This window comes from Rhizobium alarense (assembly GCF_021555155.1).
In the GTDB taxonomy this organism is placed as follows: Bacteria; Pseudomonadota; Alphaproteobacteria; order Rhizobiales; family Rhizobiaceae; genus Rhizobium_D; species Rhizobium_D alarense.
In genome coordinates this window covers 1-23,954 of sequence record NZ_JAKGBU010000080.1, presented here as the reverse complement: position 1 = coordinate 23,954, position 23,954 = coordinate 1, and the positions used below count along the sequence as shown (strand labels likewise).

The window sequence follows — 23,954 nt, the reverse complement described above, 5'->3', positions numbered from 1 at the left end:
GTCGGAGGAGCCGATCTCGTCCGGTGAGGGGACAATCGCACGGGCGGCGCCCCGGCGATGTTCCGGATGGAACAGGGTCGGGGCATCGCATCACTCGACCTCTTTCGGCGGATCCTGATAGCGAAACAGCATTGCGTCGACGATCGAGCGAACGACAGCCGCAGCAGCTTGCAGAAACTCATTCATGTCGCGTTCTCCCACCCTTTGGTTCCGGTCGGTCTTCATCCCGACCGGAGTTCAGTGATCTCACGCGAAGGGCACCGGCCCTGTTCCCCCGGTTACAGGCGAACAATCCGCGCATAATTCTTTCGCGGGAAAGATTTTCCTTGAACGGAAGTTGCGCTAAGTACCGCGCGACCCCGGCCCCTGTCGGGACCGGGTCCAACGCGACATCCACTGCCACGAGGACTTTCCCATGACTGCGCGTACCCTCCTTCTCCTGCCCGGCGACGGCATCGGCCCGGAAGCCATGGCGGAAGTCCGCAAGATCATTGCCTTCATGAACGCCGAGCTCGGTGCCGGCTTCGAGACCGATGAAGGCCTTGTCGGCGGCTCGGCCTATGACGTGCATGGCAGCGCAATCTCGGAAGAGGACATGCGGAAGGCGCTCGCCGCCGACGCCGTGCTCTTCGGCGCCGTCGGCGGACCGAAATGGGATGCCGTGCCCTACGAGGTGCGCCCGGAAGCCGGACTGCTGCGCCTGCGCAAGGATCTCGAGCTCTTCGCCAACCTGCGCCCGGCGATCTGCTATCCGGCGCTTTCCGCCGCCTCGTCGCTGAAGCCGGAGCTGGTCGAGGGGCTCGACATCCTGATCGTGCGCGAGCTCACCGGCGGCGTCTATTTCGGCGAACCGAAGGAGATCATCGATCTCGGCAACGGCCAGAAGCGCGGCATTGACACGCAGGTCTACGACACCTACGAAATCGAACGCATCGCCGGCGTCGCCTTCGAACTTGCCCGCACCCGCAACAACCGCGTCTGCTCGATGGAGAAGCGCAACGTCATGAAGTCGGGCGTGCTCTGGAACCAGGTGGTGACGGAGACGCACAAGCGCAGCTACTCCGACGTCCAGCTCGACCATATGCTGGCCGACGCCGGCGGCATGCAGCTGGTTCGTGCGCCGAAGCAGTTCGACGTGATCGTGACGGACAACCTGTTCGGCGACATGCTCTCCGACGTGGCGGCGATGCTGACCGGTTCGCTCGGCATGCTGCCTTCGGCCTCGCTCGGCGCACCGGATGCCAAGACCGGCAAGCGCAAGGCACTCTACGAGCCGGTGCACGGCTCGGCGCCCGACATCGCCGGCAGGGGCATCGCCAACCCGATCGCCATGATCGCCTCCTTCGCCATGTGCCTGCGCTACTCCTTCAACATGGTGGCGGAAGCCGACAGGCTGGAGCAGGCGATTGCCACGGTGCTCGACAAGGGCGTCCGCACCGGCGACATCATGGCGGACGGCTGCCGCCAGGTCGGCACGGTCGAGATGGGCGACGCGATCCTGTCCGAGTTCAGGACGCTCGTCGCCTGAGGCAGATCGTCGACATGACATCAAAGCCCCGGAGCGCTGCCGCTCCGGGGCTTTTTGACTCCGCCGATCTTGAAAAGGCCGGACGCGCCAACACATGGGAGTCGATCAGACCAGAGACCGCCATGACTCGAGCCGCCCTGTCCTCAACCTGGATTCTCGCCGCCACCTTTCTGCTCGTGGCCGCTCTCATTCCCTTCGATCCGGCGCTGTCCGAGCGCGCTCGGGGCCTCCCTGAAAGCGTCGTGCTCTTCAACCGGCGGATCACCGACTTCGGGACGTTCGGCTGGATGATCTACGGCTCCGGCATGGTCACCATCCTCGCCTATATTCTGCGCCGGACGAGCCGGAACGACAGGCTCGCCGATCGGGCGCGCACTGCGCGGCGGCTGTCGCTCTATTTCCTGTTGACGATCGGGACGGCGGGCGCTTTCGTCCACCTGCTGAAGTTCCTGATCGGCAGGGCGCGACCGGAACTTTTCGTCGAACTCGGAGCCTACAGCTTCACGCCCTTTACAGGCGACATAGTGTTCGAGAGCTTTCCCTCCGGCCACTCGGCCGCCGTCGGCTCTTTCTTCGGCGCCTTCGCCATGCTGGTGCCGCGGCTCCGGCTGCTCTTCCTTGCCGGTGCACTGACGATCGGGGTGTCGCGGGTGATCGTCGGCGCGCATTATCCGAGCGATGTGGCGGCCGGCCTGCTGCTCGGCCTCTGGATCGCGCTGATGATGGCCTTCGTCTTCGCCCGGCAGAACTGGCTGTTCCGGTTCGACGGCAGGGGTTGGCCGCGGCCCAAGACCCTGATCGAACAGCAGGCCAACGACAGGCCATGAAAAACCCGGCGCGTCGAGGACGCGCCGGGCCTGACCGGAACCGATCGGAAGGGGAGATCAGTTCATGGCATGGATGTCGCGGTCCTTCGTTTCCGGCAGGAAGAGAAGGCCGATGACCAGCGTGATGCCGGCGAAGACGATCGGGTACCAGAGGCCGTAGTAGATATCGCCCTGGGCCGCGCTCATCGCGAAGGCCGTTGCCGGCAGCAGGCCGCCGAACCAGCCGTTGCCGATGTGATAGGGCAGCGACATGCCGGTGTAGCGGATGCGGGTCGGGAAAAGTTCCACCAGCAGGGCGGCGATCGGGCCGTAGACCATCGTCACATAGATGACCAGGACGGTGAGCACCGCGATGATGGTGATCCAGTTGACGTTCGCCGGGTCGGCCACCATCGTGAAGGCACCGCTCCTGGCGATGGTGTAGACCGGCATGTCGGTGACGCCGGCAGCCTCCTCGGCCGTCAGCAGCTTGCCGGCCACGAGATCCGCGGCAGGCATCGACGCCTTTTCGCCGGCACGGATCGCCGCTGCGTCGAGGGCAAGTTCCGGATTGGCCGCGACGAAGGCGTCGAGCTTGGAATCCGGTACTTTGCTGGCGGCGCGGACGAGCGGATAACCATTCGACTGAAGCGCCAGGTTGATCTGCTTCTGGAAGGCGCCGTCGAGCGCCTTCGCCTGGTCGCCGGCCGCGATCGCATCGTAGCTGCTGATCGTCGCGTCGCCGATCTGCACCGTCGCCGGCGTGCCGGCTGCCGCAGTCGTGACCACCTCATAGGGCACCGAGTTGCGGGTGAGGTAGGACGTCGCGATATCGCACGAGGTGGTGAACTTCGCCGTACCCGTCGGGTTGAACTGGAACTTGCAGTCGCCCGGCGCGGCGGTGACGGTGGCGCGGATCGTGGCCTGCGCCTGTGCGAGTGCCGGATTGCCGGCCCAGGTCAGCGCCTTGAACAGCGGGAAGTAGGTCAGCATGGCGAGCAGCAGGCCGGCCATGATGATCGGCTTGCGGCCGATCTTGTCCGACAGCCAGCCGAAGACGACGAAGAAGCCGGTGCCGATGAGCAGCGAGGCGGCAACCATCAGGTTGGCCGACTGGCCGTCGACCTTCAGGACGCCCGTCAGGAAGAAGAGCGCGTAGAACTGCCCCGAATACCAGACCACGGCCTGACCGACGACTGCGCCGAAGAGCGCGAGCAGCGCGATCTTGGCATTGCGCCACTGGCCGAAGGCTTCCGTCAGCGGTGCCTTGGAGCCCTTGCCTTCTTCCTTCATCTTCGCGAAGGCGGGCGATTCGTTCATCTTGAGACGGATCCAGACGGAGACGCCGAGGAGAACCACCGAGAGAAGGAACGGGATGCGCCAGCCCCAGACTGCGAAGGCTTCCTTGCCGACGATGAACTGCACGGTGAGGATGACGATCAGCGACAGGAAGAGGCCGAGCGTCGCCGTCGTCTGGATCCACGACGTGAAGTAACCGCGCCGACCATGCGGCGCGTGTTCGGCGACGTAGGTCGCGGCACCGCCATATTCACCGCCGAGGGCGAGGCCCTGCAGCATGCGCAGGGCGATCAGGATGATCGGAGCGGCGATGCCGATCGACGCGGCGCCGGGCAGAAGGCCGACCACGAAGGTCGAGACGCCCATGATCAGGATGGTCACGAGAAAGGTGTACTTGCGTCCGACGAGGTCGCCGAGACGGCCGAAGACCAGCGCGCCGAAGGGCCGCACCAGGAAGCCGGCGGCGAAGGCGAGAAGCGCGAAGATGTTGCGCGTCGTTTCCGGATACTGGCTGAAGAAGGTCGCGCCGATATAGATGGCGAGCGAACCATAAAGATAGAAATCGTACCATTCGAAAACGGTGCCGAGCGAGGAGGCGAAGATCACCTTCTTCTGCTCGCCCGTCATGGGGGCCGACTTCACGTCGCCCACAGCGGTCACATTTGCCATTCGATTGTCCTCCACAAAACGGCATGACGGGCATCCCGGACGTCCGGTTCCCTCCACGGACGAGCGGACGGGATGCGCCATGGTGGGAAGATGGCAGAAAAGTGTCTGTTAAGGCATCGCTGCTTTCGGCGTATGACTTTAGTCGAAGGCCGAGCCGCCGGTCAGGCCCGCAGCGCGGCGGCGGGCGATTCACGATAGGCCAGCAGCGCGGGAATGGCGGCGAACAGGCCGGCGCCGGCGAGCAGAGCGAGAGCCATGACAGCGTCCCCGCTCACGAAGACCACCGGCAGCGAAACGCCGCTCTCGCCTGCCAGGACAGCCGACAGAGCCTGGGCGGCAGCGTAGCCGAGGGCGTAACCGAGGCCGATTCCGGCACCGCAGAGCAGGACGAGTTCCGACCAGACGATGCCGAACACGGCGAGTCGCGGCGCGCCGAAGGCCCTGAGCGCCCCGATCTGGCGCCGCCGCTGGCCGACATGGATGACGGTGACCAGCAGCAGTGCGGCGGCAACGAGCAGCTCCGCACCGACGGCAACGGCGGCGAGCACGGCGCGGGCATCCCCGAGTGTCGCGTAGAGGCCGGTCAGCACCTCGCCCGGAAAGACCGCGAGCGTGTCGCCACCGCGATAGTCCTGCCGCAGGCGGTAGGCGTCGGCGATGGTCTTCGGCTTGACGATCACCGCCGGCAGGCCGGGCAGGTCCGCGTCCCAAAGCTCGTCGATCGGCGCCGCCGGATCGACGGCGTGATCGTCGCCCTCGCCATGCGCCGATACTGCCTGCGCGGCGTGTTCCTCTTCGTTCTCGTGTTGATGTTCCTGCGCCTCGCCCGCCTCCATGCCGTGGATCGACCAGACGGCACGGACGGGCACCAGGATCGCCTTGTCCCAGGCCGTACCTGTCGGCGGCAGGCGGCCGACGATGCGGTAGGAGAGCTCCGCGTGCGTCTGCCCGCCGAGGCCCGCCAGTCCGTGCGTCGGCTTGACCGCATAGCCGACCGGAAGATCGACAGCCGCACCGGCGACCGCTTCCCCGAGCGTGGCGAATGGAATGCCTTCGGCAAGCCCGCCGAGCGCGTCAACGAGAACCGTACTGGTGCCGACGACCGGATAGTCGCCGAGGGAATCGCCGAAGCCGACGGGCGCCGCCCAGGCGACGCGCGGATCGGCGGCGAGCCGCGCAAGCGTATCTCCGGGCATCAGGGGCAGGGGAGAGGCCTGGAGGAAGATGGACGAGAGCACAAGCTGGGTCTCGCTGCCCGGCGCGCCGACAACGACGTCGAAGCGGTCGGCCGCCCGGGCGCTGCCGAGCCGCAGCGCCCGTTCCTGCAGCGTCACGGCAACGCCGAGCGCGGTCGCGAAGGCGATCAGCAGCACGACGACGGCCGCACCGAGCCAGAGCCGTCGCAAATCCGCAAGGACAAAGCCGATCATGCCGCCGTCGCCTCGTCGCGCCGTTCGTCGGCAACGATCCGGCCGCCCGACAGCGTCAGTTTCCGCCCGAGGCGACCACTCAGCGCCGGGTCATGCGTGACGACGAAAAGCGTCGCACCGCTCGCCGTCGCAAGATCGACGAGAAGGGCACCGGCTGCCGCACCGTTCACAGCATCGAGGCTTGCGGTCGGTTCGTCGGCAACGACCAGCCGCGGCTCGCGGAGCAGCGCGCGCGCAATGGCGACGCGCTGCATCTCGCCGCGTGACATGGTCTCCACACGCTGGCCCGGCCGGCCGATTCCAACGGCATCGAGCAGGCCGTGAGCCCGTTCGACGATCTGCCGCCTCGCCACGCGGCAAAGCCGGGCGGGGAGCAGCACGTTGTCGAGCGCGGAGAGGCCGGCGAAAAGATGGAAATCCTGCATCACGAGGCCCACCGTGTCGGCGCGCCACCGGTCGCGGGCGCCTTCCGGCAAACGGGCGACATCGAGCCGGTTCCACTGGACGCGGCCCGTGGCCACCCGTTCGAGCCCGGTCACGACATTGACGAGCGTGCTTTTGCCCGACCCCGAAGCGCCGGTCACCGCGACATGTTCGCCGGCGGCGATCGTCAGGCGGTTGATGGAGAGCACAGGCGCAGGCAGGCCCGGATAGGAAACGTCGACGCCATCGAGTTCGAGCATTGCCGGCGGTCCCGTCTCAGGCGAGCGAAAAGCGGGCGCCGCGCAGCCGGAGCTGGCTGACGAAGCCCGTTTCCGGGTCGGTCCAGGAGCCGTATTCGAGCGCGCCGGTGACTTCGATCGTGCGGCCCGACTGCACGAAGGTCTGCTTTTCGTCGAGATAGACGACGAGAATGTTGTCGGGCCAGTCGGAGTCGGACGAGCAGAATGGGCAGATCGCCATGGGGATCTCCGTCAGCACGAAAAAGGCCGCCTCCGCCTTCAAGGGCGGCGCCATGAAGCCGCGGATGCTGACGGTTCGGCCTGCGAGCCGCTTCACCTTGTCGGAGAATTCGAAACCGAGAACGCCGATCTTCGAATAGAGCTCATCGAAGGTCAGGTCTTCCGCGCGAACGGCATGAGCCGCAAGAAGGAGAGGAAGAGCGGCAAGAACCCTCATCGCATGCCGGCGGGCGGGAACGAACGGGGTGTGATGCATCTGCTTCTCCTTTCCGTCGCCCCGACCGTGTACCGGCCGGGGCTGTTCGGGTAACGGCGTCCGGAACGCCGCGACGGTGATCACACGTTATCAGTTCGTCTGCTTGACGCCGAGCGCCAGGACGTCGGCGATCACCTTGTAGACGTCGCTCTGCTCCATGTAGCCCTTGAAGACTTCCGCACCGGCGCCGGATGCCTGCAGCACCACATCATCGACGGCGTGAACGCCGGTATCGCCCGACTTCGGGATGTTGCCGGTGCGCAGGACCGCGCCGGGCACGTCCTTGTAGGCTTCGTTGGCGACATATTCCTTGTTTTCATTCTCGATCGCCGGAACGAACGGGCCGTCGAGCTTCGGGCGGAAGGTCTCGTAGTAGTCCGGGAAGTTGTTGGCGAACATTGCAATGCGGCGCGTCACGTCGACCTTGTCCGGATAGCCGTCGCCGTTGGCGTCCTCGTAGTTCGGGAAGCCGGCATCGGCATAGATGCCGACCTTGGCGCGCATGTCGTCACCGGGCTTCTCGTCGTCGATCGTGCCGATGATGGAGACGCCGTGCGTGTGGTCTCCCGTCACGATGAGCAGCGTATCGGGGTTGGCAGCCGCGAATTCGCGTGCAACGCCGACGACCTTGTCGAACTCGATCGTGTCGACGAGTGCACGTTCCCAGTCGAGCGGGTGGCTCATCTTGTCGACATTGGCCGCCTCGACCATCAGGAAGAAGCCGTCCTGGTTCTTGGAAAGCTGTGCAAGCGCCGCCTTGGTCATGTCGACGAGACCCGGCTGGCTCGGGAACTTCTCGACCGTGCCCTTCTTCAGGAACTCGCGGTCGAGCGTCGAATCGAGGTTGCCGGTATGGAACAGGCCAAGCAGCTTGCCCGTGTTGTTGCCCGACGCAGCCTCAAGTTCGGCCTTGTCGGTCGCCAGCGCATAGCCTGCATCCTGGAACAGCTTGATGTAGTCCTTGTCGTCCTTGCGCTTCGAGCCGGGCGTGTCCTTGCCGAGGAAATAGGCCGAGCCGCCGCCGAGCATGACATCCGGCGTGGTGTCGAGGAACATGCCGGTGATTGCTTCCTTGTCGGCACGACGGCGCGTATGCGCGATGACGGCGGCCGGCGTGGCGTCCTGGAGTTCAGACGTCGAAACGATACCGATCGCCTTCTTCGTCTGGCGGCGCAGCGCCTCGGCGATGGTCTCGACCTTCGGGTCGTCCATGCTGTCCGGCGTGCGGTCGCCATAGACGCCGAGCGCGTTGACGGCCGACTTGTGGCCGGTCATGTAGGCCGACATGGTGTTGGCGCTGTCGGTGGCGATCGAACCCGTCGAGGACGTGCCGATCGTTGCCATGTAGTCGAGGTCGTCCATGTTCAGGCGACCGTTGGCCTTTCCTTCCGTCATGCCCTTCGACATGATGCGGGCGCCGGTGCGGTGCGCCATCGAGAAGCCGTCGGCAATGAGGAAGATGACGTTCTTCGCCTTCGGCGCTTCTGCCGTGTTATAGACGTCCCAGGTGACGGACTTGGTTTCGCCGCCGGCGGTCACCTCGACCTTGTAGGTACCGGGCGCGGCGATCGCGAGCCTGCGCAGGATCAGAGCCGAACCGAGCTCCTTGTCATCCTTGCCCTTTTCCATTTCGACGAATTCGGCTTCCGCGCCGAAGACGGTCTTGTAGTCCTGACCGTTGACCGTGACCTTGATGTCACCGGCCGCATGCCTGCCGTCGAGTTCGACTTTGAAGTCGAAGGGCGAGCCGGCAAGGATCGTTGCCCGGTCGAGGGGATAGACGGTTGCAGCATGTGCTGCATGGCCGAGCATCGTGCCGGCAAGGAGGGCGAGAAGGATAGCGCGCATCGGAGGTCTCCCGTTTGATCTTCGTCCTGTCCCGCTCCTAACGCCTTGCGATGACAGATGCGTGACATGGCGCGAGACAACCGCCGGGCGTTCGCGCCGGACGGATTTCGGGCCTCGGCGGACGCCTTGACTCCATGAGGAAAAAGCGTATGAGCAACGGCGGAAAAGGAAGCGCCATGAACCGCCTTGGTCACGCCATTGCAGACATGTTCGCACCGGTGCACAGCACCGGTGGGTTCTGCCGCTTTTCCGGATTTTCCAAAACCACGGCCAAAACGACGACGAAAACCGTCTGACGTCTCTGGCCCACCGCTCTCTCCCCGGTTCGGCCGGGGACACGGAACCCGGCATCGCAAGGCCGGCGGGTTCCACCTCCCTCAGGACTTGTGGAGAGACCGAGAAAGAGAGCAGGAACATGGGATTCAAGATCGCAGTGGCCGGGGCGACCGGCAATGTCGGCCGGGAGATGTTGAACATCCTTGCCGAGCGGGGCTTTCCGGCCGATGAGGTGATCGCGCTCGCCTCCAGCCGGTCCATCGGCACGGAGGTCTCCTTCGGCGACAGGACGCTGAAGGTGCAGAACCTCGAAAACTACGACTTCTCCGACACGGACATCTGCCTGATGTCGGCCGGCGGCACCGTTTCCCAGAAGTATTCGCCGAAGATCGGCGCCCAGGGCTGCATCGTCATCGACAACTCCTCGGCCTGGCGCTACGACGCCGACGTGCCGCTGATCGTGCCGGAAGTGAACCCGGATGCGATCACGCTCTTTTCGCGCAAGAACATCATCGCCAACCCCAATTGCTCGACCGCGCAGCTCGTCGTGGCCTTGAAGCCGCTGCACGACCGCGCCACCATCAAGCGCGTCGTCGTCTCGACCTACCAGTCGGTCTCGGGCGCCGGCAAGGACGGCATGGACGAGCTCTTCAACCAGACCCGCGCAGTCTTCGTCGCCGACCCGATCGAATCGAAGAAGTTCACCAAGCGCATCGCCTTCAACGTCATCCCGCACATCGACAGCTTCATGGAAGACGGCTACACGAAGGAAGAGTGGAAGGTGCTCGCCGAGACCAAGAAGATGCTCGACCCGAAGATCAAGGTGACCTGCACGGCCGTGCGCGTTCCCGTCTTCATCGGCCATTCCGAATCGGTCAACATCGAGTTCGAGAACGAGATCACCGCGGACGAGGCGCGCGACATCCTGCGCGAAGCGCCGGGCTGCCAAGTGATCGACAAACACGAGAACGGTGGCTACATCACCCCTTACGAATCCGCCGGCGAGGACGCGACCTATATCTCGCGCATCCGCGAGGACGCGACCGTCGAGAACGGGCTCAACATATGGGTGGTTTCGGACAACCTGCGCAAGGGCGCGGCGCTCAACGCCATCCAGATCGCCGAGTTGCTCGTCAACCGCGGCCTCTTGAAGGCAAAGAAGCGCGCGGCCTGACGGCAAATAAAAGCACGCGAGAATAAAGGTCCCGCCCTTTCCGTTCCTCGGACAGCGGGGCCTTTCCCATGATAGGGTCAAATGAGGTGGATTCACGTGAAACGTTCGCGGGACGTCACGGGAGAACGGTGGCGGGCCGGATGGCCGCACGTCCAAGAGGTTCGTTGGAGACGGGGTAATTCATGGGCATGAAGAAGAGCTTGACCGGGGCCGTTGCGGCCTTGACCTTTGCCGCAGCGGCGCCGGTGATGGCCAATGCGGCGCAATGCGGCAACAGCGCCGGCGGTTTTCCGGCCTGGGTTGAGCAGTTCAAGGAGGAGGCGGTCGCCAACGGCATCAGCCGCGGCACGGTCGACAAGGCCTTCGCCAACGTGCGCTATGCGACGGCGACGATCCGCGCCGACCGCGGTCAGAAGAGCTTCAAGCTCTCCTTCGAGCAGTTCATGCAGAAGCGCGGCGGGCAGGCGATCATCAATCGCGGCCGGGGCCTCAAGAAGCAGAATGCGGCCGTCCTCGCACGCATCGAGAGCCGCTACGGCGTTCCGCCCGGACCGCTGCTTGCCATCTGGGGCATGGAAACCGGCTTCGGCGGCTTCCTCGGCAAGGAACACACGATCTCCGCCGTCGCGACGCTCGCCTATGACTGCCGCCGTTCCGAATTCTTCACCAACCAGCTCTATGCGACGCTGCGCCTGGTCCAGAACGGCACGCTCAGCGTCAACGCCCGCGGCGCGGCGCATGGCGAGATCGGCCAGACGCAGTTCCTGCCGGCGAATGTGCTGAAATACGGGGTGGACGGCGACGGCAACGGCCGCGTCGACCTCGTCGGCTCCAAGGCCGACGCGCTCGCCTCCACGGCCAACTTCCTGCGCGGCCACGGCTGGAGCGCCGGTGGCGGTTACCAGCCGGGCCAGGGCAACTTCGGCGCGATCCAGGGCTGGAATGCGGCGAGCGTCTACCAGCAGGCGATCGCCGTCATCGGCGCGGCGATCGACGGGACGTGATCCGACCGGAAGACCTGAGACGCTGACAAAGGGCCCGGCGCGATGCGCCGGGCTTTTCCGTCAGAGGCCGGGCCGGGAGAAATCGCCGGTCTTTCCGTCCATTACCCAGAGTTCGCCGGTCGAGATGTCGAACCAGGCGCCATGGACCGCGATCTTGCCCCGTTCCTCCAGGATCTTGACGCAGGGAAAGGTACGGAGATTGGCGATCGAATTGCGGATCGACACACGCTCCAGCGCGCGCTGGCGCTCCGAATCGGTGAGGATCTCGGCACTCTGGATCTGCTCGGCGGCGAGTTTCACCAATCCCATCCACTTGCCGATGAAATCGCCGGGCGAAAGCGGCTCCGCCTTGGGGTCGAGGGCCGCGGAAATGCCGCCGCAGCGGCCGTGCCCCATCACCACGATGTCGGTGACGCGCAGCGACTGCACGGCGAATTCGAGGGCCGCCGAGGTCGAGTGATACTGGCCGTCGGGCTCGTAGGGCGGCACCAGATTGGCAACGTTGCGTACGACGAAGAGCTCGCCCGGGCCGGAATCGAAGATCGTCTCCGGCGCGGCACGCGAGTCGCAACAGGCGACCACCAGCGTCTTCGGCTTCTGGCCGGTCTCCGCGAGTGCGCGGTACCGGTCGTGCTGCTCGCTGAAGCGGCCCGTCATGAAATTGCGATAACCGTTGAGAAGGCGGTCCGGAAAGCGGTTCACCAAGGCACTCACCCCGCATGACTGACAAAGACCAGGACGGCGTCCTCGTCGTTCCCCTGCTGTAAACACGGCGGGGGCCGCATGCAAGGGGAAGTGCCGCTCAGCGGCGGCGCACCTGGCTCGGATGCATCAGCCGGCGCATGTGAACCATCGCCATCGGCGTCGAAAGGCTGGCGGCGTCGTGTTCGAGCGTCAGTTCGTCGGCGCCGCGCTTGGCCGACCGTGCCACGATTTCGAAAACGCTTGCGGTCGCGAGATGCAGCGCGCGCTCCTCCGGCAGGCCTTCCATCAACCGCGACAGGAAGAGTGCGGCGAGCAGGTCGCCGGTGCCGTTCGGCGGATTGTCGACCAGGCGGTGCTCCGCGAGCAGCGCGCTGCGGCCGGAGAGCAGCAGGTTGCCGGTGCTGCCGGCCATCATCGGGAAGGCGGACGTGACAAGCACGCTCGGCGGCCCGAGCGACAGCGCCGCATCCATCACCATCGTGTTGGTGTCGAGCGGCGCACCTGCCAGCCACTCGAGCTCGAACCGGTTCGGAGTAGCGATGGAGGCGATCGGCAGCAATTCGTCGCGGATTGCCGTCGCCGTCTCCTCGGGGACGTAGAGGCCGCCGTCGTCGCCGCAAACCGGATCGCAGAGATAGAGCAGCCCCGGCCGCTGCTGGCGCATCGTCTGCACAAGGCGCGCGACGGACGTCGCCTGCGCCGCGCTTCCGAGATAACCCGACTGGACGGCACGGACCTCGCCCAGCCAGCGGGCCCTCAGCAGATCGGAAATCATCGCGTCGAAATCCGACGCTGCGATCTGCACCCGGGTGGCCGGACCATGTCCCGGATGCCAGGGCAGAATCACCGTCGGCAGCGCCCAGACGGGATGACCGAGCGTTTCGAGCGCGAAGACCGCCGCGCGATTGCCGACCGAGCCGCGCACGACGTGGCTCGAAATGACGATGACCGCACCTTCTTGCACGTCCGGCATGGACTGGGCTCCCCGATTCAAGGTCGAGTGATCGCAGGGCATCCGAAGACTGTCAACTGCGCTGCGCAGTCCGCAGCCCGCCGACTGGAAAACGCCGAAAACAGCCCCCTGCAGTCGTATTCCTGGCGGAATCGATGTCATTTAAATGCGGGTGGAGCCGCATTTCGCTGTTCCCTGACAAAATCGATTGAATTTGCTGCCGCTTTCATAAAACCGGTCGCCAAGCCGGATACATCTGCTAGACCAATGGCAAAGGGCCGCGCAACGGTCCGGCATTCGGATTTGGGGAGACATCCATGGGTGCACGCAGCAACGTCAGGCGCGACCGGCATATCGAAGCAGCGACGGCGGCCGCAAAGGCCGGGAACCGCACGGTCATCGACCCGAAAATCCTGTTCGGTCGGGCAAGCAACGACGACCTCGATCTCTATACACCCGAGATGCTGGCGCTGACGGCCGCCCATGCCCAGCAGGAAATCGCCGCTTGGGACGGCGAAGCGCCGCGCGTGACCGTCACCGACATCGCCGGCCTGGCGCCCGGCGGTACGCCCGTTTCCGTTCTTTCCATTACCGACCGCAACATGCCGTTTCTCTACGATTCGGTGATGGGGGAGGTCACGAGCAGCCATCGCGACATCCACCTGGCGATCCACCCGATCCTCGTCGTGGCGCCGGGGACCGAGCCGGTCCTGTTCTCACCGGACGAGGAGAGCGATCCGCGCCACCGTGCGAGCCATATCGAGATCCACCTTTCGGCCCTGGCATCTGGCGAAACGGAAGACCTCATCGGCCGGATCCACCATGTGCTGACCCAGGTCCACCTCGCTGTCGGCGACTGGCGCTCGATGATGCAGACCCTCGAAACGGCGATTGCCGAGATGGACGCCCATGGACCCGCGCGGCGCAGGAACGAAAAGGAAGAGGCACTCGCCTTCCTCGGCTGGTTGAAGGCGAACAACTTCACCTTCCTCGGCATGCGGGAATATAGGTACCAGGGCCGCGGCGAGACCGCGACCCTCGAGCGCGGTACCGGGGTCGGGCTCGGCATCCTGTCGGATCCGGACGTCCGGGTTCTGCGGCTCGGCAGCGATGCCGTGACGACAACGCCGGAGATCCTCGAATTCCTGAACGGTCCCGACTTCCTGATCGTCACCAAGGCGAATGTGCGCTCCGTCGTCCATCGCCGCGCCTACATGGACTATGTCGGCGTCAAGCGCTTCGATGAAGCGGGCAACGTCACCGGCGAATTGCGGATCGTCGGCCTCTTCACCTCTACGGCCTATACCCATGCCGCAGCCGAAATTCCGCTGCTGCGTTCCAAGGTCGACCGGATCGTCGAGCATTTCGGCTACGATCCGCAGAGCCATTCCGGCAAGATGCTGATGAACACGCTGGAATCCTACCCGCGCGACGATCTCTTCCAGATCGACACCGGCCTGCTCGCCACGTTCTGCGAGCAGATCAACGAGCTTTCCGACCGGCCGCGCATCCGCGTGCTGCCGCGCATCGACCATTTCGACCGTTTCGTCTCGGTGATCGTCTACGTGCCGCGCGAACAGTACGATTCGGAAATCCGCGAAAAGATCGGCCAGTATCTCAAGTCCGCCTATGACGGCCGGGTTTCCGCCTACTATCCGGCCTTTCCGGAGGGCGGCTTGGCCCGGGTGCATTTCATCATCGGCCGCTCCGCCGGCAAGACGCCGCGCATCCCGCAGGCAAAGCTGGAGCAGGCCGTGCGGGAGATCGCGACGCGCTGGACGGACCGCTTTGCCGCACTGAGCGGCCCGGAGGGCGTGACGCTGATCACGGACCAGGGCTTTCAGGAGGATTTCAGCCCGGCGGAGGCCTTTGCCGACCTTCGCTTCATCAACGGCGCGACGGCCGAGACGCCGATCCGCATCGCCTTCTACCGCAAGCCCGGCCATGACGACCCGAAGCGGCTGGAGCTGAAGATCTTCCATGCGGATGCCGCCGTCTCCCTGTCGCGCCGCGTTCCGCTTCTCGAAAATCTCGGATTCAACGTGGTGAGCGAGCAGACGCACGAGATCCGGGTGCGCGCGCCGGGTGGCGGCGAACGACTCGTCGTCCTCCACGACATGGAGCTGACCCATCGCGAGGGGCGGGAAATCGAGCTCGACAGGACCCGGACGGTCCTTGAAGAGGCCTTCCTTTCCGCCTGGCACGGCACAACCGACGACGATACCTTTAGCCGGCTTATTCTTTCGGCCGGTCTCGATGTCCGGGGGGTGATGGTGCTGCGTGCCTATGCCCGCTACCTCCGCCAGACCGGCATCACCTTCTCGCAGGGCTATATCGCCGACACGCTGAACAAATATCCGGCGATCGCCGCCCGCATCTTCCGCCTCTTCACCACGCGCATGGACCCGGCCGTCTCGGACCGCAAGCGCGAACGCAAGACCGCCGAGATCGCCGGTGCGATCGAGGAAGCGCTCGCCGACGTGCCGAGCCTCGACGAGGACAGAATCCTGCGACGCTACGTCAACGCGATCCTGTCGACTCTCAGAAGCAATTTCTATCAGCGGGACGACCAGGGTGCACCGCGCGCCACGCTGGCCTTCAAGCTGGATCCGCACCGGCTGGAGGGACTGCCGGAACCGAAGCCGTTCCGCGAAATCTTCGTCTACGGCGCCGAGGTGGAGGGCGTGCACCTGCGCTTCGGCAAGGTGGCACGCGGCGGCTTGCGCTGGTCCGACCGGGCACAGGACTATCGCACCGAGGTGCTTGGCCTCGTCAAGGCGCAGCAGGTCAAGAATGCCGTGATCGTTCCGGTCGGCGCGAAGGGCGGCTTCTATCCCAAGCAGCTTCCGGCGGGCGGCAGCCGCGACGCGGTCTTCCGCGCCGGCACGGAGGCCTACAAGACCTTCGTCCGCACGCTGCTGTCGATCACCGACAACATCGAGGGGCAGGATGTCGTGCCGCCGGCCGATACGGTTCGGCTGGACGGAGACGATCCCTATTTCGTCGTCGCGGCCGACAAGGGCACGGCGACCTTTTCCGACACGGCCAACGCCCTGGCGCAGGAAGCAGGTTTCTGGCTCGACGACGCCTTCGCCTCCGGCGGCTCGGTCGGCTACGACCACAAGAAGATGGGCATCACGGCGCGCGGCGCCTGGGAGGCCGTCAAGCGGCACTTCCGCGAGATGGATGTCGACATCCAGACGACGCCCTTTACCGTGGCGGGCGTCGGCGACATGTCGGGCGACGTGTTCGGCAATGGCATGCTGCTGTCGCGCAAGATCCGGCTCGTCGCCGCCTTCGACCACCGCGATATCTTCATCGACCCGAACCCGGAAACCGACCCGTCCTTCGCCGAGCGGCGGCGCCTCTTCGCGCTGCCGCGCTCGAGCTGGCAGGATTACGACCGGACGGCGCTCTCCAAGGGCGGCATGATCATCTCGCGCGCCGAGAAGCTCGTGACGCTGACGCCGGAGGCCGTGGCGGCGATCGGCATCGACAAGCAGAAGGCGACCCCGTTCGAGGTCATGACGGCAATCCTGAAGGCGCCCGTCGACCTGCTCTGGTTCGGCGGCATCGGCACCTATATCCGCGCGGCGACCGAAACCGACGCAGAGGTGGGCGACCGCGCCAACGATGCGATCCGCATCGTCGCCGAGGACGTGCGCGCAAAGGTCATCGGCGAGGGTGCCAATCTCGGCGTCACGCAAAAGGCACGCATCGCCTTCGGCCTCGGCGGCGGGCGCTGCAATTCCGACGCCATCGACAATTCGGCCGGCGTCAATTCCTCCGACGTCGAGGTCAACATCAAGATCGCGCTCGCATCGGCCATGCGCGACGACCGCCTGCCCCGCCCGAAGCGCAATGTGCTGCTCGCCGCCATGACCGACGATGTCGCGGCACTCGTGCTGCGCAACAACTACCTGCAGTCGCTGTCGATCTCGCTGACCGAACGGCAGGGCCAGGCGAACCGCGCCGGCCTCGCGCGGCTGATGAGCCGCATGGAGGCGGCCGGCCAGCTCAACCGCAAGGTCGAGACGCTGCCCGACGAGCAGACGATGAACGAGCGCTACCAAGCCGGCAGGCCGCTGACCCGCGCGGAGATCGGCGTTCTGCTCTCCTATGCCAAGATCGTTCTCTTCGATGAGATCCTGAAAAGCGAACTGCCGGACGATCCCTATTTCGAACCGACGCTGATGGGTTATTTCCCCGGCAAGATGCAGCGCAGCTTTGCGGACGACATTCGCCAGCATCGCCTGAGGCGCGAAATCATCGGCACGATCCTCGCCAACGAGGCCATCAATCGCGGCGGACCCGCCTTCGCCAGCGACCTGACCGACGGAACCGGCTTTGATTCCGCCGATGCCGTCAAGGCTGCGATGCTGGCGCGCGAGGGCTACGGGCTCACCGGTCTCTACCAGGCGGCCGATGCCCTCGATACGGTCGTCAGCGGCGGCGTGCAGAATGAACTCTACGAGGAGATCGGGCGCATCTTCGCCATCGTTTCCCGGCTGCTGCTCGACACCGGCGCGATCGCGGCGCCGATGGAGACCGCCGTGCACAGGCTGAAACAGGCGCTGAAGCAGCTGCGGCCGCAGATGGCCGCGCTGATGAGCGAGACGGCACGCGCCGAGAGCCGGCGAAAGGCGCATTATTTCGCGGACAAGGGCGTGCCGCCGGAACTGGCGGAGAATGTCGCGGAGGCGTCGGCGATGGCCTTCGTGCCGGAGATCATGCTGATTTCCGGCACCACCGGCGACAGCCTGCTGCGCACCGCGCAGGCCTATGCCGGTGTCAGCGAGACGCTGAATGTCGGCGGGCTCCTGTCCGCCGCAAGCCGCGTGCCGACCACCGATCTCTACGAATCCCTGGCGCTCGCGCGCAGTCTCGCCGACATTGCCGGCGCGCGGCGCACGCTGACGACCGCGGTCCTGACGCGGTTCAATGCGGACAAGGCGCCGCTCCAGGCCTGGCGGAATGCTGAACGGGAGCGGCTCGGCCACGTTGCGGGCCGCCTCTCCGCCCTGACGGAATCCGGCGAAACGACTCTCGCCAGGATCTCCGTCGCGGCAGGCATTCTCGCCGACCTTGCGCAGGACAAGGGGAGGTGACAAGGTTCCGGCGGCTTTAAGGCCCTGAACTCTGGATTCGGAGACGCGATGACAGCTGCCGCAACGGACGAAGCCGGTCGGAACAGGGACCGTGCCGGCATTGCCGCCTGGATGCTGTTCGACTGGGCGGCTCAACCGTTCTTCACGGTCATCACGACATTCATCTTCGGCCCGTATCTCGTCTCCCGGATGACGGCGGACCATGCGGCCGGCCAGGCCGCCTGGAGCTATACGCTCACCGTTTCGGGCATCATCATCGCCCTGCTTTCGCCGGTTCTGGGCTCGATCGCCGATGCCGCCGGGCCGCGAAAGCCCTGGATCGGCTTCTTCGCCGTCATCAAGATCCTCTCGCTCGCCGCCCTGTGGTTTGCCGCGCCGGGTTCCAGCCTGCCGACGGCGCTCGCCATGGTGGTGCTCGCAACGGTCGCCGCCGAATTCTCGATCGTCTTCAACGATTCGATGATGCCGCGGCTGGTCAGCCCCGCCGAGGCGGGCCGGGTGTCGAATATCGCCTGGGGTCTCGGCTATCTCGGCGGCATGGTCGTGCTCATCGCCGTTGTGGTGCTTCTCGCCGGAAGTCCGGAGTCCGGCAAAACGCTGCTGGGGTTCGATCCGCTCTTCGGCCTTGACCCGGCAAAGGGCGAGGACGCGCGCATCACGGGTCCGATTTCCGCCGCCTGGTACCTGGTCTTCATCCTGCCGATGTTCCTGCTGACGCCGGACCAGGGCAGGGGCATGCCGATCGCCCGGGCGGTGAGGACCGGCTTTTTCGAGCTGCGCAACACACTCGACCAGCTGAAGGCCAGGCGCGGTATCCTGCGCTTCCTGGTCGCCCGCATGATCTACCAGGACGGGGTCAACGGCCTGCTGGCACTCGGCGGCACCTTTGCCGCCGGCATGTTCGCCTGGCAGACGGTGGAGCTCGGCGTCTACGGCATCATTCTCAACGTGGTGGCGATCGGCGGCTGCCTCTATGCCGGCCGGCTGGACAGCCGTGCCGGGTCAAAGAGGGTGGTCGTGCTGAGCCTCGCCTGCCTCACCATCGCCACCTTCGGCATCGTCTCCACCGGCCCGGGCTTCACCTTGTTCGGTCTCGTACCGCTTCCCACGGCCGATTCGGGCGGCCTCTTCGGTACGGCGGCGGAAAAGGCCTATATCCTCTACGGCCTGCTCGTCGGCATCGCCTTCGGGCCGGTGCAGGCCTCCGCCCGCTCCTATCTCGCGCGCAGCGTCGCGCCGGACGAGGCGGGGCGCTACTTCGGCCTCTATGCGCTCTCCGGCCGCGCCACATCCTTCGCCGCCCCGCTCTCGGTGGGGCTGATCACCAGTGCAACCGGTTCAGCCAGGCTCGGCATGGCGGCACTCGTCGTCTTCCTGCTCGTCGGATTGCTGATCCTGCTGCGCACGCCCTATCCGGCACATGATCCCGACCCGGCCTGAAATGATCGGAGCCGTCCGGAAAATCCGGACGGCTCGTTCGACTCCGGCTCAGCAGGGGGTCAATGCCGGAAATGGCGCATTCCGGTGAAGACCATCGCGACACCCGCCGCGTCGGCCGCGGCAATCACCTCCGCGTCGCGCATCGAGCCACCCGGCTGGATGACGGCGGTGGCTCCTGCCGCGATCGCCGAGAGAAGTCCGTCCGCGAACGGCAGGAACGCTTCGGACGCGACCGCGGAGCCCTTCGTCAGCGGTTCCGCAAGACCCATCGCCTTCGCGGCCTCCTCCGCCTTCAGCCCGGCAATGCGGGCGGAATCGACGCGGCTCATCTGGCCGGCGCCGATGCCGGCCGTCTGGCCGTCCTTCGCATAGACGACGGCATTCGACTTCACATGTTTCGCCACCTTGAAGGCGAATTTCATGTCCTCGAGCTCTTGCGCTGTCGGCGCGCGCTTCGTGACGACCTTCAGTTCGAGATCCTCCACCATGCCATTGTCGCGCGTCTGCACGAGAAGGCCGCCGGAGACGGTCTTTGCCGCAAGACCCGGCGTGCGCGGATCGGGCAATGCCCCGGTGACCAGGAGGCGCAGGTTCGGCTTCGAGGCGATCACGGCACGAGCCGCCTCGTCGACTTCGGGCGCTATGATCACCTCGGTGAAGAGCTTGACGATCTCCCCGGCCGTCTCGCCGTCGAGCCTGGAATTCAGCGCAATGATGCCGCCGAAGGCCGAGACCGGATCGCAGGCGAGCGCACGCTGATAGGCCTCGACGAGGGACGTGCCGACCGCCACGCCGCAGGGATTGGCGTGCTTGATGATGGCACAGGCGGGGCCGTTTTCCGGCAGAAATTCCGCGACCAGCTCGAAGGCGGCATCGGTGTCGTTGATGTTGTTGTAGGAGAGCTGCTTGCCCTGCAGAAGCATCGCGGTCGCCACCCCGGGCCGCTTCTCGCCGGTGACGTAGAAGGCCGCCTTCTGGTGCGGGTTCTCGCCATAGCGCATTTCTTCCTTCAGCGTCCCGCCGAGCGCGCGGTGCTTCGGCATGGCGATGCCGAGGGCCTCGGCGAACCAGTTGGAAATAGCGGCGTCATAGGCGGCGGTGCGCGCATAGGCCTTCGCCGCCATGTGCTGGCGGAAGGAATAGGAGGTGGTGCCGTCGGCAAGCTCGGAAAGCAAAGCCGGGTAATCGTCGGGATCGGTGATGACCGTCACATAGGCATGGTTCTTCGCAGAGGCCCGGATCATGGCCGGCCCGCCGATGTCGATGTTCTCGACCGTCGTCGGATAGTCGCCACCCTTGGCGCGCACCTCTTCGAAAGGATAGAGGTTGATGACGGCGAGATCGATCGCCCCGATGCCGTGCGCCTTCATCGCTTCCACATGCTCGGCATCGTCGCGGATCGCGAGCAGGCCGCCATGGACCGACGGGTGCAGCGTCTTGACCCGACCGTCCATAATCTCCGGAAAGCCCGTCACCTCGGAAACGTCCGTGACCGCAAGCCCGGCATCGGCGAGCGCCTTGTGCGTTCCGCCGGTCGACAGCAGCCGCACGCCTTTCGCCGTGAGCGCCTTCGCAAGTTCGACGACGCCCGCCTTGTCGGAGACCGACAGCAGGGCGGTTTTGACAGCGACGTGGTCGGGGGCGGGAATCTTTTTCGAAACGACGGCCATGGCTTGCTCCGGATGGCTGGCCGGCGGGTCGCCGGCAGAGGATATGCCGTCCCGTTAACACAGCCGATCAGCGGAGAAAACCGTCAATTGGCGGGTGCCGGGCCGTTGCGCCGCATCATCAGCCACTGGATTTCAGGCAGCTCGCCGACCGGCATGGTGAGCGTCAGCTGGCGGGACGCCCGAACGCCGGAAGGATCGGCAAAGAACACGTCCTCCTCATCGACGACCGGCACATCGAGACAGGTAAGGCTCCAGCTCTCGCCGTCCGGCGCGACGAGCAGCGCCTCGTGCTCGTTCGCCTGGTGGAGCTGGATCGCGGGGTGGACGTGGAAGCGCACCACGGCGGTTCCCATCCCGGCGCCGCCCGCCGGCAGCTTTCCGTCCGGCGTCAGGAAGCGTTCGCGGCCGCGAATTTCGTTTCCCCGTGCGTTCAGGAGCAAATCGCGTTCGTAGAACAGCCCGAAGGCTTCCCGGTAACCGTCGTGCCGGACCGTCAGGCCGTCGGAACCGTCCTGGCGTTCGTTTCGGGTCGCGTCGACCCGGGAGACGCCGCCGCAGAGGATCCTGCCGAGAAAGCTGGAGGTGGAGATGCGCGAGGACGAGGTGTCGTTCAGCGTCGCGACGGAGTGCGCGGCCGTGGCACGGGAAAGCTGGCGGATCGCTTCGCCGGCAAAACGCGGCATGCCGGAATTGACGATGAACCGGTGCCGGCCGGACGACATCTCCATCGAAAGGCTGCCGGCGGATGCCCGCGTCGATAGATCGACCGAAAGCGCCGTGCCGGCGTCGACGAGTACGACCGTCTCGCCAGCCGCCAGGCGCTCGTAGCCAAGCGATGGCAGGCGCCGCGACAGCGCCGTGCCGCTTTCGTCGTACCGCAGCACGGAAACAAGCTCGTGCGCCGGCGTATAGGCCGCGCCATTGAAGAGTGCCAGTTCGCCGCCCTGATGACGGAAGAAACGCAGCGCCGGAAACATCCGGTCGATCGCCGGGGTGAGGCGCTGCGGCACGTCGTGGCCGAGATTGACATAGGTCTGTCTGAGCGGCAGCAGATCGAGCAGCAGCTCGAGCGCCGCCCGCGGGCTGCGCGACGCATGACCGCCGTCGGGCAGGATCTGGCGGTCGAGTTCAAGGTCCAGATTGCGGGCCGCCCGGCGGATGCGACCGGCCGGCGCCGGCATGGCAAGCGTCGCCATGGCAAGGGCGATGCGTGCGCGCAGACGGTCCTCCCCGTCCGGCGTGCTGTCCGCGATGCGCCTCAGATAGCGGACCTGGAACGCCAGGGCCCGCATGAAGCGGCGATAGAAGGCATAGTCCGCGTCGCGCAGGACGACGGGCGAATGGCAAAGCCAGGCGATGACGCGCTGCGCGATCACGTCCGGCCGCCAGGCGATGCCCGAAAGCACGCTGCCGTGGGTCGCGATCCAGTCGTCGAGGATCATGCGTGCGAGACGCGAGGCCTGATTCTTCTCCATCGCCCGCAAATGCCGCAGCCAGCCGAAGGCTTGCAGGCGAACGGCGAACTCCTCCGAGGGAAGGTCGACCGAAAAGGGCGACTGGCCCTCGCAGTCGAGGGTACGCCCGGCGAGCGGAAAACGCCCGGCAGCAATTTCGTCAGCAACGAAGCCGTCGACGCTGCGCAGGTCGGTCGGGGCAACGATCAGCCGGTCCGGCGCGCTGCCGGCAAAGCGCACGGCGGAGAGGTGTCCCACGGCAAGACGTTGCGAGAAACGGCGCCAGCCTTCACGCAGATACAGATAGACAAGCCGCCGGCGACCGGAAAACCGCATGATGAATGAATTGTCTCCTCACCCTATAGGTATGCACCGGAGCAAATCGCGTCAATCGAGCCCCGCCGATCACCTGTTGACGGATGAGAACGGCGATTCATCCGACCCGTTGCAGAACAACGGCATAAAATCCGTCGAGACCGCCGGTTTCGCCGTCCGCGGCGGGCAGCATGGCAGGGGTGGTGCGGAAAGCGCCGCCAGGCGAGATCGCCTCCGAGAGGCCCGGCCAGTCGGCGGGATCGACCGGTTCGCGCCGCCAGTCGGGACTGTCGGCGAGCACCCGCTCGACCACGTCCTCGCCTTCGGACGGATCGAGCGAACAGTTCGAAAAGACCAGCCGGCCGCCGGGCTTGACGAGCGTCAGTGCGTGGCGGAGCAGGGTTTCCTGCAGCCGGGCGAGCTTTTCGATATCCGCCGGCCCCTTGGTCCACAGCACGTCCGGATGACGGCGGATCGTGCCTGTCGAAGAGCAGGGCGCATCGAGCAGCACGCCGTCGAAGAGGATTTCGGGGTGGAAGTCCAGGAGATTCGACCGCGCCGTCTCCGCCTGAAGCCCGAGCCGCTCGAGATTCGACCGCAAACGCTTCAGACGGTTCTCCGACTGGTCGAGCGCCGTGACCCGCGCGCCGGCATGCGCAAGCTGCGCGGTCTTGCCGCCGGGCGCCGCACAGAGATCGGCGATCGCCAAGCCTCTGACGTCTCCGAAGAGCTTGGCCGGCAGGCTCGCCGCCGCATCCTGCACCCACCATTCACCGACCGCGAAGCCGTCGAGCGAAGGGATCGCGCCGCTTCCGGCCGGCAGGCGCACCGAACCCGTCGGCAGCACGCGTCCGCCAAGTTTTTCGGCCCAGCCGGCTGCGTCCGACTTCACCGTGAGATCGATGGCCGCCGGAACGAGCTGTGCCTCGGCAATGCGATGCGCATGGTCCTCGCCGTAGACCTCGACCAGCCGCTCGAAGAACCAGGCGGGAATGACCGGCACCGCATGGGTGGCGGTCAGATGGGAGGCCTTTTCACGCGCCAGGCGTCGCAGCACCGCATTGGCGAGGCTGGCGAAACGCCGGTTGCGCGGGTCCGCGCGCGCCTGTTCGACCGCA

General features: G+C 65.8%; 17 protein-coding genes. 7 read left to right on the top strand and 10 right to left on the bottom strand.

Annotated elements, in window-relative coordinates:
- Positions 1–415 precede the first annotated feature (415 nt).
- Both leuB and LXM94_RS20730 read left to right on the top strand, forming a co-directional pair.
- Complete coding sequence (leuB, locus tag LXM94_RS20735) at positions 416–1,528, top strand: 3-isopropylmalate dehydrogenase (RefSeq protein WP_235773367.1); 1,113 nt, start codon at positions 416–418, stop codon at positions 1,526–1,528.
- Positions 1,529–1,650: 122 nt separating this feature from the next.
- Positions 1,651–2,355, top strand: coding sequence for a phosphatase PAP2 family protein (locus LXM94_RS20730; RefSeq protein WP_235773366.1), 705 nt, complete (start codon positions 1,651–1,653; stop codon positions 2,353–2,355).
- A gap of 57 nt (positions 2,356–2,412) precedes the next feature.
- Here the strand turns inward: LXM94_RS20730 and LXM94_RS20725 are convergent, their stop codons facing one another.
- From LXM94_RS20725 to LXM94_RS20705, 5 genes are all read right to left on the bottom strand, one after another.
- A complete protein-coding gene (locus LXM94_RS20725; protein WP_235773365.1) occupies positions 2,413–4,302 on the bottom strand; it encodes an MFS transporter in 1,890 nt (629 codons plus the stop codon).
- 161 nt (positions 4,303–4,463) lie between these two features.
- Positions 4,464–5,732, bottom strand: a complete 1,269-nt coding sequence (locus tag LXM94_RS20720) for an FtsX-like permease family protein (protein WP_235773364.1) — start codon at positions 5,730–5,732, stop codon at positions 4,464–4,466.
- On the bottom strand, positions 5,729–6,415 hold the full coding sequence (locus tag LXM94_RS20715) for an ABC transporter ATP-binding protein (RefSeq protein ID WP_235773363.1): 687 nt from the start codon (positions 6,413–6,415) through the stop codon (positions 5,729–5,731). The genes LXM94_RS20720 and LXM94_RS20715 overlap by 4 nt, the downstream gene beginning before the upstream one ends.
- A 16-nt stretch (positions 6,416–6,431) precedes the next feature.
- Positions 6,432–6,851, bottom strand: coding sequence for a hypothetical protein (locus LXM94_RS20710; protein WP_235773370.1), 420 nt, complete (start codon positions 6,849–6,851; stop codon positions 6,432–6,434).
- A gap of 129 nt (positions 6,852–6,980) precedes the next feature.
- Positions 6,981–8,738: an alkaline phosphatase gene (locus LXM94_RS20705; protein WP_235773362.1), complete on the bottom strand. Its 1,758-nt coding sequence runs from the start codon at positions 8,736–8,738 to the stop codon at positions 6,981–6,983.
- A gap of 149 nt (positions 8,739–8,887) precedes the next feature.
- On the opposite strand from LXM94_RS20705, the gene LXM94_RS20700 reads away from it, so the two are divergent.
- The 3 genes from LXM94_RS20700 to LXM94_RS20690 all read left to right on the top strand — a co-directional run bounded on the left by LXM94_RS20700 (position 8,888) and on the right by LXM94_RS20690 (position 11,192).
- Positions 8,888–9,034, top strand: a complete 147-nt coding sequence (locus LXM94_RS20700; RefSeq protein WP_235773361.1) for a hypothetical protein — start codon at positions 8,888–8,890, stop codon at positions 9,032–9,034.
- Positions 9,035–9,153: 119 nt separating this feature from the next.
- Complete coding sequence (locus tag LXM94_RS20695) at positions 9,154–10,188, top strand: aspartate-semialdehyde dehydrogenase (protein WP_235773360.1); 1,035 nt, start codon at positions 9,154–9,156, stop codon at positions 10,186–10,188.
- A 182-nt stretch (positions 10,189–10,370) separates the two neighbouring features.
- Entirely contained in the window at positions 10,371–11,192 is an 822-nt protein-coding gene (locus LXM94_RS20690) for a lytic murein transglycosylase (protein ID WP_408015670.1), read from the top strand.
- A gap of 60 nt (positions 11,193–11,252) precedes the next feature.
- On the opposite strand, the gene LXM94_RS20685 is transcribed toward LXM94_RS20690, so the two are convergent.
- Positions 11,253–11,849 carry a carbonic anhydrase gene (locus LXM94_RS20685; protein WP_235773368.1) on the bottom strand — a complete coding sequence of 199 codons (597 nt, stop codon included), beginning with the start codon at positions 11,847–11,849 and terminating at the stop codon, positions 11,253–11,255.
- Between the two features lie 145 nt (positions 11,850–11,994).
- The gene (gene pdxY / locus LXM94_RS20680; protein ID WP_235773359.1) at positions 11,995–12,870 is read right to left on the bottom strand and encodes a pyridoxal kinase PdxY; all 876 of its coding nucleotides are present in this window, start codon (positions 12,868–12,870) and stop codon (positions 11,995–11,997) included.
- Between the two features lie 296 nt (positions 12,871–13,166).
- On the opposite strand from pdxY, the gene LXM94_RS20675 reads away from it, so the two are divergent.
- Both LXM94_RS20675 and LXM94_RS20670 read left to right on the top strand, forming a co-directional pair.
- Positions 13,167–17,957: an NAD-glutamate dehydrogenase gene (locus tag LXM94_RS20675; protein WP_235773358.1), complete on the top strand. Its 4,791-nt coding sequence runs from the start codon at positions 13,167–13,169 to the stop codon at positions 17,955–17,957.
- A gap of 48 nt (positions 17,958–18,005) precedes the next feature.
- Positions 18,006–19,397 (top strand): MFS transporter, encoded by a 1,392-nt coding sequence (locus LXM94_RS20670; RefSeq protein WP_235773357.1) that lies wholly within the window; start codon positions 18,006–18,008, stop codon positions 19,395–19,397.
- A gap of 59 nt (positions 19,398–19,456) precedes the next feature.
- Here LXM94_RS20670 and purH read toward each other — a convergent pair whose 3' ends face one another.
- The 3 genes from purH to LXM94_RS20655 all read right to left on the bottom strand — a co-directional run.
- Positions 19,457–21,067, bottom strand: coding sequence for a bifunctional phosphoribosylaminoimidazolecarboxamide formyltransferase/IMP cyclohydrolase (gene purH, locus LXM94_RS20665; RefSeq protein ID WP_235773356.1), 1,611 nt, complete (start codon positions 21,065–21,067; stop codon positions 19,457–19,459).
- A gap of 83 nt (positions 21,068–21,150) precedes the next feature.
- Positions 21,151–22,857 (bottom strand): heparinase II/III family protein, encoded by a 1,707-nt coding sequence (locus LXM94_RS20660; protein ID WP_235773355.1) that lies wholly within the window; start codon positions 22,855–22,857, stop codon positions 21,151–21,153.
- A gap of 97 nt (positions 22,858–22,954) precedes the next feature.
- The coding region (locus LXM94_RS20655; protein ID WP_235773354.1) for an RsmB/NOP family class I SAM-dependent RNA methyltransferase at positions 22,955–23,954 on the bottom strand (1,000 nt) is incomplete at its 5' end.

Coding starts and splice junctions, on each gene's coding strand:
- LXM94_RS20670 (WP_235773357.1), top strand. CDS start 18,006: ATGACAGCTGCCGCAACGGACGAAGCCGGTCGGAACAGGGACCGTGCC.
- LXM94_RS20725 (WP_235773365.1), bottom strand. CDS start 4,302: ATGGCAAATGTGACCGCTGTGGGCGACGTGAAGTCGGCCCCCATGACG.
- LXM94_RS20685 (WP_235773368.1), bottom strand. CDS start 11,849: ATGACGGGCCGCTTCAGCGAGCAGCACGACCGGTACCGCGCACTCGCG.
- LXM94_RS20675 (WP_235773358.1), top strand. CDS start 13,167: ATGGGTGCACGCAGCAACGTCAGGCGCGACCGGCATATCGAAGCAGCG.
- LXM94_RS20730 (WP_235773366.1), top strand. CDS start 1,651: ATGACTCGAGCCGCCCTGTCCTCAACCTGGATTCTCGCCGCCACCTTT.
- purH (WP_235773356.1), bottom strand. CDS start 21,067: ATGGCCGTCGTTTCGAAAAAGATTCCCGCCCCCGACCACGTCGCTGTC.
- LXM94_RS20660 (WP_235773355.1), bottom strand. CDS start 22,857: ATGCGGTTTTCCGGTCGCCGGCGGCTTGTCTATCTGTATCTGCGTGAA.
- LXM94_RS20710 (WP_235773370.1), bottom strand. CDS start 6,851: ATGAGGGTTCTTGCCGCTCTTCCTCTCCTTCTTGCGGCTCATGCCGTT.
- LXM94_RS20695 (WP_235773360.1), top strand. CDS start 9,154: ATGGGATTCAAGATCGCAGTGGCCGGGGCGACCGGCAATGTCGGCCGG.
- LXM94_RS20715 (WP_235773363.1), bottom strand. CDS start 6,415: ATGCTCGAACTCGATGGCGTCGACGTTTCCTATCCGGGCCTGCCTGCG.
- pdxY (WP_235773359.1), bottom strand. CDS start 12,870: ATGCCGGACGTGCAAGAAGGTGCGGTCATCGTCATTTCGAGCCACGTC.
- leuB (WP_235773367.1), top strand. CDS start 416: ATGACTGCGCGTACCCTCCTTCTCCTGCCCGGCGACGGCATCGGCCCG.
- LXM94_RS20700 (WP_235773361.1), top strand. CDS start 8,888: ATGAGCAACGGCGGAAAAGGAAGCGCCATGAACCGCCTTGGTCACGCC.
- LXM94_RS20690 (WP_408015670.1), top strand. CDS start 10,371: ATGGGCATGAAGAAGAGCTTGACCGGGGCCGTTGCGGCCTTGACCTTT.
- LXM94_RS20720 (WP_235773364.1), bottom strand. CDS start 5,732: ATGATCGGCTTTGTCCTTGCGGATTTGCGACGGCTCTGGCTCGGTGCG.
- LXM94_RS20705 (WP_235773362.1), bottom strand. CDS start 8,738: ATGCGCGCTATCCTTCTCGCCCTCCTTGCCGGCACGATGCTCGGCCAT.